This window comes from Streptomyces sp. NPDC058691 (assembly GCF_042714775.1).
Classification (GTDB): Bacteria; Actinomycetota; Actinomycetes; order Streptomycetales; family Streptomycetaceae; genus Actinacidiphila.
Map to the genome: position 1 here is coordinate 1 of NZ_JBHXSO010000108.1, position 12,721 is coordinate 12,721.

Annotated in this window: 15 protein-coding genes and 6 tRNA genes; 10 read left to right on the plus strand and 11 right to left on the minus strand. The window is 73.0% G+C overall.

Annotated features, from left to right (window positions below; genetic code table 11):
• Positions 1-1,055: SCO7613 C-terminal domain-containing membrane protein (locus tag ACFWVC_RS37450; protein ID WP_384298582.1), on the plus strand; the 1,055-nt coding region annotated here is incomplete at its 5' end.
• Between the two features lie 720 nt (positions 1,056-1,775).
• Here ACFWVC_RS37450 and ACFWVC_RS37455 read toward each other — a convergent pair.
• Both ACFWVC_RS37455 and ACFWVC_RS37460 read right to left on the minus strand, forming a co-directional pair.
• Positions 1,776-1,847 (minus strand) — tRNA-Val (locus ACFWVC_RS37455).
• 50 nt (positions 1,848-1,897) lie between these two features.
• Positions 1,898-2,377, minus strand: coding sequence for a TIGR02611 family protein (locus ACFWVC_RS37460; protein ID WP_384298588.1), 480 nt, complete (start codon positions 2,375-2,377; stop codon positions 1,898-1,900).
• A 190-nt stretch (positions 2,378-2,567) separates the two neighbouring features.
• Here ACFWVC_RS37460 and ACFWVC_RS37465 point away from each other — a divergent pair, with 190 nt between their 5' ends.
• Entirely contained in the window at positions 2,568-2,981 is a 414-nt protein-coding gene (locus ACFWVC_RS37465) for an SsgA family sporulation/cell division regulator (RefSeq protein ID WP_003959770.1), read from the plus strand.
• Positions 2,982-3,138: 157 nt separating this feature from the next.
• Positions 3,139-3,723 (plus strand): CGNR zinc finger domain-containing protein, encoded by a 585-nt coding sequence (locus tag ACFWVC_RS37470; RefSeq protein ID WP_384298591.1) that lies wholly within the window; start codon positions 3,139-3,141, stop codon positions 3,721-3,723.
• On the opposite strand, the gene ACFWVC_RS37475 is transcribed toward ACFWVC_RS37470, so the two are convergent.
• Positions 3,702-3,830 (minus strand): hypothetical protein, encoded by a 129-nt coding sequence (locus ACFWVC_RS37475; protein WP_384298598.1) that lies wholly within the window; start codon positions 3,828-3,830, stop codon positions 3,702-3,704. The genes ACFWVC_RS37470 and ACFWVC_RS37475 overlap by 22 nt on opposite strands.
• Before the next feature lie 155 nt (positions 3,831-3,985).
• Complete coding sequence (locus tag ACFWVC_RS37480; protein ID WP_384298603.1) at positions 3,986-4,447, minus strand: hypothetical protein; 462 nt, start codon at positions 4,445-4,447, stop codon at positions 3,986-3,988.
• A 126-nt stretch (positions 4,448-4,573) separates the two neighbouring features.
• Between ACFWVC_RS37480 and ACFWVC_RS37485 the strand changes: the two genes are divergently transcribed.
• Positions 4,574-5,089: a DsbA family protein gene (locus tag ACFWVC_RS37485; protein ID WP_384298609.1), complete on the plus strand. Its 516-nt coding sequence runs from the start codon at positions 4,574-4,576 to the stop codon at positions 5,087-5,089.
• A 27-nt stretch (positions 5,090-5,116) separates the two neighbouring features.
• Here ACFWVC_RS37485 and ACFWVC_RS37490 read toward each other — a convergent pair whose 3' ends face one another.
• The 3 genes from ACFWVC_RS37490 to ACFWVC_RS37500 are packed head-to-tail and all read right to left on the minus strand — an operon-like array spanning position 5,117 to position 7,879.
• The gene (locus ACFWVC_RS37490; protein ID WP_384298612.1) at positions 5,117-5,956 is read right to left on the minus strand and encodes a GNAT family N-acetyltransferase; all 840 of its coding nucleotides are present in this window, start codon (positions 5,954-5,956) and stop codon (positions 5,117-5,119) included.
• Positions 5,957-5,988: 32 nt separating this feature from the next.
• A complete protein-coding gene (locus ACFWVC_RS37495; protein ID WP_384298635.1) occupies positions 5,989-6,807 on the minus strand; it encodes an aminotransferase class IV in 819 nt (272 codons plus the stop codon).
• Positions 6,808-6,820: 13 nt separating this feature from the next.
• Complete coding sequence (locus ACFWVC_RS37500) at positions 6,821-7,879, minus strand: chorismate-binding protein (protein ID WP_384298619.1); 1,059 nt, start codon at positions 7,877-7,879, stop codon at positions 6,821-6,823.
• A gap of 202 nt (positions 7,880-8,081) precedes the next feature.
• Here ACFWVC_RS37500 and ACFWVC_RS37505 point away from each other — a divergent pair.
• The 5 genes from ACFWVC_RS37505 to ACFWVC_RS37525 all read left to right on the plus strand — a co-directional run bounded on the left by ACFWVC_RS37505 (position 8,082) and on the right by ACFWVC_RS37525 (position 8,539).
• Positions 8,082-8,154: transfer RNA gene (locus ACFWVC_RS37505), tRNA-Gly, on the plus strand.
• 27 nt (positions 8,155-8,181) lie between these two features.
• Positions 8,182-8,252: transfer RNA gene (locus ACFWVC_RS37510), tRNA-Cys, on the plus strand.
• A 4-nt stretch (positions 8,253-8,256) separates the two neighbouring features.
• Positions 8,257-8,328 (plus strand) — tRNA-Val (locus ACFWVC_RS37515).
• Between the two features lie 34 nt (positions 8,329-8,362).
• A tRNA-Val gene (locus ACFWVC_RS37520) sits at positions 8,363-8,434 on the plus strand.
• Positions 8,435-8,464: 30 nt separating this feature from the next.
• Positions 8,465-8,539, plus strand: a tRNA-Val gene (locus ACFWVC_RS37525).
• Positions 8,540-8,579: 40 nt separating this feature from the next.
• Here the strand turns inward: ACFWVC_RS37525 and ACFWVC_RS37530 are convergent.
• The 4 genes from ACFWVC_RS37530 to ACFWVC_RS37545 all read right to left on the minus strand — a co-directional run bounded on the left by ACFWVC_RS37530 (position 8,580) and on the right by ACFWVC_RS37545 (position 10,779).
• Positions 8,580-8,870: a zf-TFIIB domain-containing protein gene (locus ACFWVC_RS37530; protein ID WP_384298623.1), complete on the minus strand. Its 291-nt coding sequence runs from the start codon at positions 8,868-8,870 to the stop codon at positions 8,580-8,582.
• 7 nt (positions 8,871-8,877) lie between these two features.
• Positions 8,878-9,870 carry a phosphotransferase enzyme family protein gene (locus ACFWVC_RS37535; protein WP_384298642.1) on the minus strand — a complete coding sequence of 331 codons (993 nt, stop codon included), beginning with the start codon at positions 9,868-9,870 and terminating at the stop codon, positions 8,878-8,880.
• Between the two features lie 194 nt (positions 9,871-10,064).
• Complete coding sequence (locus ACFWVC_RS37540) at positions 10,065-10,268, minus strand: hypothetical protein (protein ID WP_384298627.1); 204 nt, start codon at positions 10,266-10,268, stop codon at positions 10,065-10,067.
• A 268-nt stretch (positions 10,269-10,536) separates the two neighbouring features.
• A complete protein-coding gene (locus ACFWVC_RS37545; protein WP_319665445.1) occupies positions 10,537-10,779 on the minus strand; it encodes a hypothetical protein in 243 nt (80 codons plus the stop codon).
• A gap of 207 nt (positions 10,780-10,986) precedes the next feature.
• Between ACFWVC_RS37545 and ACFWVC_RS37550 the strand changes: the two genes are divergently transcribed.
• Positions 10,987-12,186 carry a protein kinase gene (locus tag ACFWVC_RS37550; RefSeq protein WP_384298646.1) on the plus strand — a complete coding sequence of 400 codons (1,200 nt, stop codon included), beginning with the start codon at positions 10,987-10,989 and terminating at the stop codon, positions 12,184-12,186.
• The last annotated feature ends 535 nt before the right edge of the window (positions 12,187-12,721 follow it).

Genomic DNA, 12,721 nt, shown 5'->3' on the forward strand with positions numbered 1-12,721 from the left:
CAGCCGCGGCCTCCGGCGCGGTCGTGGCGGCCGCGGCCGCCCTCTGCGCGATCGACCTGCCCCTGGCACGGGTCGCCGTCGTCGCGGCGCTCCTGGCTCTGTCGGCCTTCGCCCTCGCCCCTGCCGCGCTCGCCACGGCGGGCGTCCTGGCGGTCACCACGCTCGGCTGGGTCCACGACGACGGCCCGATGACCCTCACTGTGCTCGCGCTGCTGCTCCTGGCGTACGGCACGCTCTTCGCCGCCGCGCCCCGCACGCGGGCGGTCAGCGCCGCCTGCGCGGTCGCCTGTGCGACGGGCCTCGCATGGGACGGGCCCCTCGTCGCGGGATGGCCTCGGTACGGCGCCGCCTTCGCCGTCCTGGGCGTCGCCGCGGCCGCCCAGGCGCTCGCCCTGACCAGGACGGCCCGCGCCTTCGAGTACCCCGGGTACGCTGCCGCCGCCCTCGCCGTCTGCCTCGCGGCCGGCGAGCCCGGACCACTCGCCCTCGCGCTCGCCTGCGCCGGAGCGCTCATGGGGGCGGTCGCCGCGCTGCGGGCCGAGCGGCGCCGGCTCCACCACCTCGCGACCGCGCTGCTGGTGGCGGCCCTCTGGGTGCGCCTCGCGGCGTCCGGCGTCACAGCCCCCGAGGCCTACACCGCACCGGTCAGCGCGGTCGCCCTCGCCCTGGGCTTCCTCGCTCGGCGGCGCGACCCCGCGGTCTCCTCCTGGCTCGCCTACGGCCCCGGGCTCGCCGTCACCCTCCTGCCCTCGCTCGTCGCCGCCTGGAGCGACCCGGGGTGGCCGCGGCCCCTCCTCCTCGGCGCGGCCGCCCTCACCGTCACCCTCCTCGGCGCGGCCCGGCGGCTGGCCGCCCCCCTCCTCGTCGGCGGCGCCGTCCTCGCGTTCGACGCGGTCCACGAGCTCGCGCCGTTCGTCGCCCAGGCGCTGGGTGCGGTGCCGCGGTGGGTTCCGCTGGGGGTGGCGGGGTTGCTGCTGCTCGCGCTGGGGGCGACGTATGAGCGGCGCCTCCGTGAGCTTCGCCGCCTGCGGCGGCGTTTGCTTGGGCTTCGCTGAGGCGGCGTTTCGCTTGCGGTCCGGGTGGGTTTTTCCCCCGCCCTCCCGCCCGTGTGCCCTGTGAAGTCACCCGGCGCCCGTTTCATTGGGTGCCGGGTGCGGGGCCTCCGGGGCTGGCCATTCTGGACAGCACATTTACGTGCGTTTCCAGCGCTTTCTCACTCGCATCCCGGGTGCCGCACACAAATATGCTCCACAGTCCAGAACACCCACCCCTCCACCCCCGCCCCCTCGGTTTCGTCCCGCGCCTGATCCCCAGTGGGGGGTGTAGAGGCGGTCCGGGGTGGTGCGGTTGCCTGGATACTGCCCCATCGGCCGCCAAGGGGCGCGGCCGACCGTGAGCACGGCCCATGGGCGGGATGTGTGGGCGGTAACGGCTGGGCAGCTGATGTGCCGCGGCACCAACCCTGGGCTGTGCCATGGCCGCCTTCCACCCCCACTGGGGATCAGGCGCGAACACTACGGAGGGGGCGGGGTCGGAGGGGTGGATGTTCTGGACGCTGCGGCATATTTGTGTGCAGAATCCGGGGCGGGACGGGATGAGCAGGTACCCGTCACGCACGTAGATATGCCAGTCCAGGACGTGCAGCCCCGGAGGCCCCGCACCCGGCCCACCAACCACGGGCGCCGGGGTCACTGACTTCACAGGGCACCCGGGAGGGCGGGCGGGGAAAAAGCCTCGGGCCCAGAAGCGTTCCGCTTCTGGGCCCGAGGCGAGGGTGGGCGATACTGGGATCGAACCAGTGACCCCTTCGGTGTGAACGAAGTGCTCTCCCGCTGAGCTAATCGCCCGTCGCGGGAACAACATTACCGCATGTCAGCGGGTGGCCCCGACCGCGGCCTCAGCCCATGCCCGCCCTCCAGGGCATGACGAGGCCGAAGCGCCACAGGTAGTAGCCGAGCAGGGCCCCGACGATCACCAGGCCGACGGTGGTGAGGATGAGATTGCGACGCCGGACCTTCGGGTCGAGCGCCTTGCGCGTGGCTTCGGTGACCTTGCGCTTGGTCCAGCGCAGCACGAGCTGGGCCCAGACGAACTCGGTCGCCCATACGGCCATACCGGCGAAGATGATCACCCAGCCGGGACCGGGCAGCGGAAGCAGGACGATGCCGCCGCCGACGATGGCGAGGCCGAGGACGAAGACGCCGACCTGCCAGCTCACGTGGAGGGCGCGGGACCGCTGGATGAAGAGCGGCGCCCGGGAGCCCAGCGGGCGCTCCGGACCGCCCGGCTCCGCCGTGCCGCCCTCGTCGCCATCGTTGTCGCCGGTGGCGGGATCCGTGGCCACGGCCGCCGTCCGCTCGTCACTCTCCGCAGTCATGTTCCCAAACCTACCCGACCTCGCTTCCTCACCGGAATGGCTCGCCGGGGAGGAAAAGAACTCGGCCGGACGAGGTACCGGAACCCTCACAAACCCGTCAGAGGGGTTTACAACGTCCCCGCAGGTGGCATGTCGATTTCGCCGACGTGCGAATCCCCGAGCGCACACTGAGCGAAAGGCCCTGGCGCTTATGAACACCACGGTCAGCTGCGAGCTGCACCTGCGCCTCGTTGTGTCGAGCGAATCGTCACTGCCCGTGCCCGCGGGCTTGCGGTACGACACGGCCGATCCCTACGCCGTGCACGCCACTTTCCACACCGGTGCCGAGGAGACGGTCGAATGGGTCTTCGCCCGCGACCTGCTCGCCGAAGGCCTGCACCGGCCCACCGGTACCGGCGACGTCCGGGTCTGGCCGTCCCGCAGTCACGGTCAGGGCGTCGTGTGCATCGCCCTCAGCTCTCCCGAGGGGGAGGCGCTGCTGGAAGCCCCGGCACGCGCCCTGGAGTCGTTCCTCAAGCGGACCGACGCCGCGGTGCCGCCCGGTACCGAGCATCGACACTTCGATCTGGACACCGAGCTCTCGCACATCCTCGCCGAGAGCTGAGTCCGCCGACCGTCCGCTGCCGTACGCATCTCGGGGGTACGGCGCGGACCTGACCCGCCGAAGCCGCCGCCGCGGAGCCGTGCCGCTCCACGACGGCGGCTCTCGCGCTACAGTCACCGGAACGCCCGCCCCACAAGGCCAGGGAGAGAGCGATTCCGTGCTGATCAACCATGACACCAAGTGCGCGCTCGACTGCGTGGTGGATCTGATCAACACCACGCCGGAGAGCGACGGCCAGGAAGGGCTCCCTGACCTCGCGGCCCTGCACGTGTTCGTGGAGCGCAATCAGATCAGCGACGTGAACACGCTCGACGAGCAGGACCTGCTGGCCGTACGAAGGATACGCGGCCGTTTCGCGCAGACGTTCGCTGCTCCGAACACGGCGGCGGCGACCGCGCTGGTCAACGCGCTGGTCGCCGAGGCGGGCACCACTCCCCGCCTGACCGACCACGACGGCTACGACTGGCACGTGCACTACTTCGCCCCCGGGGCGTCGCTGGCGAACCACCTGGCGGCGGACTGCGGCATGGCCCTGGCGTTCATCCTGGTCGCCGGCGAGCGCGAGCGGCTGCGCCACTGCGACGCGCCCGATTGCCGCCGCGCCTTCGTGGACCTGTCCCGCAACCGCTCCCGCCGTTACTGCGACAGCCGCACCTGCGGCAACCGGCTGCACGTGGCGGCCTACCGGGCGCGGCGCCGCGAGGCGGTGGCCGTACCGGCTCAGAACGGCCAGAGGTCGTAGAGCCCGCCGAGGGCGAGCAGGCCGCCGATGACGGTCAGGAACAACATCAGCGGCGGCTGGGAGAGCGCGAAGAGGCAACCGCGCGGCTCGTCGTTTTCGAGTTCCATGGCCTTACAAGGTCGTGGGGCGTTCGGCAGGGGCACGAACTCGCACAACCGTACGCCCCAGGGCACGCCAACTACCGCCCAGGGGGCGGTAGTTGAGGTTTGCTGCCACCGCGATGATGGCGCAGTGCCGGCGACCCCGGCGACCAACACGCCGCTCAGATGCCCCGGCGCTTGAGGATCTCCTCGATCTCGCCGAATTCGGCCAGGTCGGGATCGGTTTTGATCTTCTCCTTGGCCTTCGGCTTCGCATCGGGCCGACGTGCCGCGCCGAGCGCCGGGGCGCTCGCGCCGGGCACGGCCGCGGGTGTCCCGCGCCGCTCGGATGCGCCCCCGCGCCGCCCGGCGATCCGGCCCGCCGCGTACAGCACGACGGCCAGTGCCAGGACGCCGAACCCCGCCCACACCGAGGGCTTGAAGACCAGGCCGGCCGCCCAGTCACCCACGGCCGCGACCACCTTGCCGCCGAGGGTCACCAGGCCCGTCATCCAGAGCCCCACGGGCAGCAGCGCGACGGCGGCTGTTCGCACCGCCCGTGCGAACCTGCGGCGGTAAGCGGTGAGCACGGCGATGGCGAGGCCCGCCGCGGACAGCGCCACACACACGGTCGAGGTCAGCATCCGCGGCTCCTCCAAAGGGGTCTCCTGCCTCCATCGTGCACCTGCGCCGCCCCGCCGGGCCATCGTCCGGCGGCAACGTCAGGGTGATCTCCGGGGTGCCTCCTCCCCCGGTGGGAGACTGGCCCCATGAACGAAGCGACCCCCGGCAGCACAGGCACCGCCGTCCTGGAATTCTGGTGCGAACTCCAGTGCCCCGACTGTTCGGCAGCCCTGGCCGACCTCCGCACGCTGCGGGACACCTACGGCGACGCCCTGGAGATCCAGCTGCGGCACTTCCCGCTGGAGAAGCACAAGCACTCCTACGCCGCCGCCCAGGCCGCCGAGGAGGCCTTCGCGCAGGGCCGCGGATGGGAGTACGCCGAGGCCGTCCTCGCCCGCACGGAGGAGCTCGGCAGCCGCGGGGAGCCGCTGCTCGTGGAGATCGCCGCGGAGCTGGGGCTGGACGCCGAGGAGTTCGACACGGCGCTCATCGACGGCCGCCATCTGCTGATCGTCGACGCGGACCAGGCGGAGGGCAAGGCGATCGGCGTGACAGGGACCCCCACCTACGTCATCGGCGGCGAACGGTTCGACGGCGGCAAGAGCCAGGAGGGGCTGCGCGAGCGCGTCGAGGCGGTGGCCGGCCGGCTGCTCGGGCGGTAGGGCGACGGGGCTCCGCGGTCGCGCAGCTCAGAGCAGCGGTTTGGCGAAGTGGACCTGCGTCGTGCGGTAGCCCAGCGACTCGTAGAGCCGCAGGGCGGGATCGTTGCCGGCGAAGACGTTGAGGCCGAGCCAGTGCAGCCCGGCGGCGACGCAGGCCCGCTCGGCGACGAGCATGAGGGTGCGCCCGTGGCCCCGGCCGCGGTGGGCGGCGTCGACGCGGACCTTGAAGACGAAGCCGGAGGGCTCGCCGTCGTCCGTGGCACGGCGGCCCACCCACAGGTCGCCCACGTCCTCGCCGCCGGCCCGGAGGACCCGCAGCACGGTGTCCGGGGTCGCCAGGCCCTCCGGGAGCGCCGAGCGGTGGTCGGCCTCGGACTTGGCGCGGGCCTGCGCCTCCGGGACACCGCGCAGGGTCCAGCTGCGTACGTAGTCCTCCTGCATCCGGGCGAGCCACGCCGGGAACTCGGCCTCGGTCATCGCCCGCGGCTCGCTGCCCTCCGGCAGCGCGGGCGGCGCGTCCGGGAGCGCCTTGAGCATGTTCCGGTTCCGTTCCACGTAGCCGAGCGTCCTGGCGAGCCGGAAAGCGGCCGTCTCACCGGACCGGACGGTGACCTCGATGCGGTGGCAGCCCCAGCCCCGCAGCACCTCCTCGGCCGCGAGGGCGGCGACCGTGCCGCGGCCACGCCGCTGCTGGTCGTGCTCGATCCTCAGGGCGGCGATGCGGCCGGTCTCCGGGCCGAACCGGCCGTCCGTGCACAGGGTGGTCTCCCCCACGGGGCGACCGTTGACGCAGACGTTGTAGCGGCGGGCGCGGACGCCGCCGCTCCACGTCTGTTCGGGCTCCGCGGGTCGCAGCGTGGTGGTCATGCGAGGAGTTCTACTGGGTCAGCGCCCGTACGTCACGGGTTGGCGTTCTCCGCAGCGCGCTCGGCGAAGATCCGCATCGCCTTAGCGGTCACCGGGCCCGGCGCGGCCGGCAGCTCACGGGCGTCGGTGCGGTGCACGGCCTGGACGTCCCGCAGGGTGGAGGTCAGGAAGATCTCGTCGGCCTCGTCGAGCACGTCCAGGGGCAGGTCGGCCTCCTCGGCCCCGGCCCACTCGGCCACGAGCTCGCGGGTGATCCCGGCCAGGCAGCCGGAGGCGAGCGGCGGGGTGAGGAGCTTGCCGCCCACGACGACGAAGACGTTGGAGCCGGTGCCCTCGCAGAGCGCGCCCTGGGTGTTGGCGAACAGGGCCTCCGAGGCGCCGCCGCGGTGGGCGCGGGCGAGGGCGACGACGTTCTCTCCGTAGGACGTGGTCTTCAGGCCGGCCAGGGCGCCCTTCTCGTTGCGCGTCCAGGGGACCGTGATGACGGCGGTGGTGTCCGGGCGCACGGCCGCGGAGCCGAGGGCGACCACGAGGGTCGGGCCGGTGGTCCCGCGCTCGGAGCCGAGCGGCGAGGTGCCGCCGGTGTACGTGATCCGCAACCGGCCGAGCGGCACCGGGTTCGCGGCCAGGACCGCCTCACAGGCATGCCGCACCGCGTCGAGGTCGGGCTCGGAAAGGCCCAGGCCGCGTGCGGAGCGGGCCAGCCGCCGCAGGTGCCGGTCCATGGCGAAGGCGATGCCGTGCGACGCCTTGAGCGTCTCGAAGACGCCGTCGCCCACGGTCAGCCCGTGGTCCATCACGGACACCAGGGCTTCGTCGGCCTCGCGCAGCGCGCCGTTGACCCAGATCATCGTGCTCACCGTGTCACTCCGCCTCGTCGTCGCAGTCGTACACACCCGACGCTACCGCCAGCAGCCGGGACGCCTTCAGCTCGGTCTCGTCCCACTCCCGCTCGGGGTCCGAGCCCCAGGTGATGCCGGCGCCGGTGCCGAAGCGCAGCAGCGGGGCGCCGGGCACGGTGCGGTCGATCCAGAAGGTGCGGATGCCCACGGCGAGTTCGCCGGTGCGGCGGTCGGCGTCGACCCAGCCGATGCCGCCGCAGTAGGGGCCGCGAGGGGCCGTCTCCAGCTCGTCGATGATGCGCAGGGCGCTGGACTTGGGGGCGCCGGTGACGGAGCCGGGCGGGAAGGCGGCGGCCAGCAGTCCGGTCCAGCCGGCGCCCTCCCGCAGCTCGCCGCGGACGGTGGAGACAAGATGGACCAGGCCGGGGTGCTTCTCCACGACGCAGAGGTCGGGGACGGTGACCGTGCCGGTGGCGCAGACCCGGCCGAGGTCATTGCGGACCAGGTCGACGATCATGACGTTCTCGGCATGGTCCTTGGGCAGCAGGTCGGCCTCGGTGCGGCCGGTGCCCTTGATCGGACCGGACTCGATCACGCCGTCGCGGCGGCGCAGGAACAGCTCCGGGGAGGCGGTGGCGACCTCTATGCCGTGCCCGGGCAGGCGGATGGTGCCCGCGTACGGTGCCGGGTTGCCGTGCGCGAGGGCGGCGCCGAGGGCGTGGATGTCGGCGTCCGGGTCGGGCAGGGGCGCGGACAGCACACGGCAGAGATTGGCCTGATAGACCTCGCCGGCCGCGATGTACTCCCGCACGCGGCGCACCCCGGCGATGTAGGCGGCGCGGTCCAGGGAGGACGTCCAGGCGTCCGTGGCCGGGCCGCGCCAGCCCGCGGCGGCGCGCCGGGGTGCGGGACCGGGATCGGGGACGACCGTGCCGAAGCGCGCGCACACCGTCCCGCCCTCGAAGCCGGCGACGACCGCCCAGAAGCCGGACGAGTCCAGCGCGGCGGGGTCGCTGGTGACATCCCGCAGGTCGGAGGCGAGAAAGCCGCCGATTCTGGCGAGGGGCGCGAGGTCGGGCACGGGGCTTCCCAGGTCGGTCCGGAGGGGTGAGTGCGAGTGTAGGTCGCCACCGGCGGGCCAGATGCGCTGGTCACCGACCCGGCACGCTGCGGAAACGAGTTTTGGAGGCGGAGCGGTCTTCCGCTAGAGTTCAACTCGTCGCCGGGACGCGGAAGCGCCCCGGCCGAGGTCCCGCCCGGGTGCGAGCTCCGGGGGAGACGCTGCGGACGTGGCTCAGTTGGTAGAGCATCACCTTGCCAAGGTGAGGGTCGCGAGTTCGAATCTCGTCGTCCGCTCGAAGTGGGGGTTCCCGCCCCCGCGCTGGTGGAGTGGCCGAGAGGCGAGGCAACGGCCTGCAAAGCCGTCTACACGGGTTCAAATCCCGTCTCCACCTCTTCGGACGATTAGCTCAGCGGGAGAGCGCTTCCCTGACACGGAAGAGGTCACTGGTTCAATCCCAGTATCGTCCACTGGGGCTCCGGCCCCTGAGGGTCTTTCCCTCACGCGCGATTAGCTCAGCGGGAGAGCGCTTCCCTGACACGGAAGAGGTCACTGGTTCAATCCCAGTATCGCGCACGCGGTATCAGAGGTACCCGTGGTTGACGAGGACGATTAGCTCAGCGGGAGAGCGCTTCCCTGACACGGAAGAGGTCACTGGTTCAATCCCAGTATCGTCCACCACCCGAGAGGGCCGGAGCGTTCGCTCCGGCCCTTCGTCGTGTCAGGACGAGAAGAGCATGTGCGCCCAGCTCTGCTTGTGGTGGCCGTGGTGACCGCCATGGTGACCGCCGTGGTGCGGCGCGCCCCAGGCCGGGGCGGCGTGCTGCTGCGGGTAGGCCTGCGGGTAACCGGCCGGCGGCGGGGCGGGCTGGGCGTACTGCGACTCCACGCGGGTCAGCGCCTCGAGCTCCCCGTAGTCCAGGAAGATCCCCCGGCAGTTGCCGCACTGCTCGATCTGGACGCCGCTGCGGTTGAACGTCTGCATTTGGCCATGACACTTGGGACAGAGCATCGTCGGCTCATCTCCTCGCTCGCACCGGCCGGGGGTCCTCCCCCGGCGTAGAACTGAACTTTACTTGGGCGATTCGGCGGCACGTATCGAGGACGGCCTGTTCCGTTCCGTCGAGTACGCGGCCCTCCCGCGCGGCCTTGGCGACCGCGATGGCCGCGGTCTGCACCGCCAACGCCCGTGCCGCCACGTCCAGATGCGGCCACGGGTCGCCGTCCGCGGGGACGGCGGGGCCGCCGGCGGCGCGGTACGCGCCGAGGAAGCGGCCCCAGTCGGCGGGGTCCAGCAGCCCGGCGGCGAACCACATCGCCGGCCGGGCCAGATCCCAGGAGGGCGAGCCGAGCCCGAGGTCGTCCACGTCGATCAGCCGCCAGGGGCCCAGCGGCGCCGGGTGGCGCACCAGTTGGCCGAGGTGGAGGTCGCCGTGGCACAGCGCGGCGCCCTCGTGCGGCTGCGGCGCCTCGTCGCGCGCCCAGGCGGGCAGCCCGTGCCAGGCGGCCAGGACGGCCGGTTCGGCCGCGCCCGCGGCGAGCATCCGGGCCACTCCCCGGGCCGCCTTGGCGGGTCCGCGCATCGGCGGCAGCGGGCCGGGCAGCGCGGCGACCGGCACCGAGTGCAGCCGGGCGAGCAGCCTGCCCGCGTCCTCCCAGGGCGCGGAGTCCGGGTCGTCCGGGTCGACGGGCTCGCCGAACGGCCACACCGTCACCATGCGGCCGTGCACCGGGGCACTCAGGGCGCCGTCGCGGTCCGGCAGGGCGGCCGGGGGCAGCAGGATGCCGTCGAGCAGCGGATGGGCGGCCACACGCAGCCGCACGGAGAGCGCCTGGGGGTCGGTGTCGCCGGCGTGTGCCTTGGCGACCAGGCCGCCGCCGCGCACGACCGTGGACTCGGCGCGCTCGGCGAGCACCGTCGGCTCCGGCGGCCGCGCCGGGCCGGGAATCCCCGAGGCCGCTGCCACGACCGCCCCCAAGGCGCGCGTCAACGGCGGTGTACTGCTGGTCAACGACTCCCCCACTGCCGGTCTCACCGGCCCACTGTGCGGCAGCGTGCCGCGTGATGGCAATGCCGAAGAAGATGCCCGGGTACCGCCACAGGTACCCGGGCACTCATGCCGTCCGCCGGACCCCCGTCCCCACGGGGTTACTTCGCCGGCTGTCGCTGGCCCGGACCGCTCTTCCGGACCCTCGGAGCGATCTGTCAGCGCCCCATCAGACCGGCTACGGACGACGCCTGTGTGACGACCGCGTCCCAGCCCCCGAAGACCACCGCGAGCAGCACCGCCAGCGGCAGGGCCATGGCCACCGCCACCAGGGGATGCCGGGTGCCGGACGGGCGTATGCCGAAGGCGGCGATCCTGCTGCCGCGTCCCGGCCGCGCCGGGCGGCTCACCGTGTTCGCCATGGCCCTCTCCTGGGTCCCGTGGTCGTGCATCCTTCTGGAGGTGTTCAGGGCGGCGGGCGTTTGACCTCGGGGGACGAGTGCTCCGCCCGCCGCTTGAGTTCCAGACTAGGCGGGCGGCGGAGGCGGGTCGTCATGCCTTCGTACCCCTTCTCGGGCCTCCCGGAGGATGACTCCACGACGGATTCCGTACTCCCGTGGGTGGAGGCGACGGCCGGCGGCCCCGGGACATCCCCGAGGGGATGTCCCGGGGAGGGGCGCGGCGGGGTGGTCAGTCCCCGTCGCCCTCCTCGGTGTCGTCCCTGGGTATGGGCTGCTCCACCAGCGCGAGGACCCGCGTCGCCATGAAGCGCGCGGTTCGCACGACCGAGCCGGAGCGGGTGACTTCGCTCACTTCCACCACCCCTCGGCGTACCGCCGTCTCGACCCTGCGCCCTGCCCTGGTGGCCACTACTTCGTACGTCCTGGTCGTGTCACCCGCGTCCACGACGATCTCCACACGATCACCTTTCATGGCGTCAATCCTCCTTGCACGATGGATTGTTGACGGCATGAAGAAAATCCGGCCCAGAATCCGCCGGACCGTTCCCCACCTTTCAAGGATCCCACCCGGCACTGACAATCCCCCGTCCGGCGCGGGCGCGGCCTCGCGGCGCGACGGTCGGTCAGTCCGTAAGCTGTCGACGTCAGACTGGCCGGGCAGGCAGCGGGGATGGACGACATGACGATGATGCGGCTCCGGCGCGAGGACCCGCGTGTCGTCGGCTCGTTCCGGCTGCACCGGAGACTCGGCGCGGGCGGCATGGGGGTGGTGTACCTGGGCGCCGACAAGCGCGGCCAGCGCGTCGCGCTCAAGGTGATCCGCCCCGAGCTCGCCGAGGACCAGGAGTTCCGCTCCCGCTTCGCCCGCGAGGTCTCCGCCGCGCGCCGCATCCGCGGCGGCTGCACGGCGCGGCTGGTGGCCGCGGACCTGGAGGCCGACCGCCCCTGGTTCGCCACCCAGTACGTGCCCGGCCCCTCGCTCCACGACAAGGTCGCCCGCGACGGGATCCTGCCCGCCGCCGAGGCCGCCTCGATCGGCGCGGCCCTGGCCGAGGGCCTGGTCGCCGTGCACGAGGCCGGTGTCGTCCACCGCGACCTGAAGCCCTCCAACATCCTGCTGTCGCCCAAGGGTCCGCGCATCATCGACTTCGGCATCGCCTGGGCGACCGGCGCGAGCACGCTCACCCATGTCGGCACGGCGGTCGGCTCACCGGGCTTCCTCGCGCCGGAGCAGGTCCGCGGGGCCGCGGTCACACCGGCGACGGACGTCTTCGCCTTCGGGGCGACGCTGGCGTACTCCGCCATGGGCGACTCGCCCTTCGGGCAGGGCAGTTCCGAGGTCATGCTCTACCGCGTCGTGCACGAGGAGCCGGACCTCGCGGGCGTCCCGGACTCGCTCGCTCCCCTGGTGTACGCCTGCCTGACGAAGGATCCGGAGGCGCGGCCCAGCACGGTGCAACTCTCCGAGCGGCTCGCCGAGATCGCCGCCCGCGAGGCACGCGGACTCGGTCCGGGCCGCCGGGACATCGTGCCCAAGGCGGCCGGCCCGCGGCCCGAGCGGCCCACGGGCCCGCGCGCGCAGGCGTACGCCGACCAGCAGACGGAGCGGCGCACGGCGCCGGGCACGCCTCCCCCCTCCCCGCGCACTCCGGCGCGCACCCCCGCCAGAACCCCCTCCGGCCGCACCCCGGCCCCCCGCACGCCCACCCGCCGCCCGGCCGGCACCGACCGCCGGCTCCTGCGGCAGCGGCTCATCGTCTTCGTGACCGTCACCCTCCTCGTCGCCCTCGGCATCGCCGCCGCCCAGGGCTGCCAGGGCCCCTCCCGGGGCCTCCGCCCGCTCCCGGTGAGCGAGGTCGCGGCGGACCGCAGTTCCTAACGCTCCCGTGCCTCGTCGATCATGCGGTGCGTGAACGGTCCACCACGGCGCGTGCGGTCCGGGTAGGTTTTCTCCCCGCCCGCCCGCCCGTGTGCCCTGTGAAGTCCGGGCGGCCCGGCGCGCGCGTGTTCTGGGGCCGGGTTCGGGGGCTCCGGGGCTGGCCATTCTGGACAGCACATTTACGTGCGTGGCGGGCACTTGCTCATCCCGTCCCTGCCCGGATACCGCACACAAATATGCTCCACAGTCCAGAACACCCACCCCTACGACCCCGCCCCCTCCGTTTCGTCATGCGCCTGATCCCCAGTGGGGGGTATGGAGGCGGACCGGGGTGACCGCGGTTGCCTGGACCACCCCCATCGGCCCGCCAGGCCTGCCCCAACATTCGCCCGGGGGACCCGCTGTGGGCGCGACGTGGCGGCCACTGGGGTTGTGTGTGGGCGGTGACGGCTGGGCGGCTGATGTGCCGCCGCACCAACCCTCGGCCTGTGCCATGGCCGCCCTAACACCCCCCACTGGGGATCAGGCGCGACAA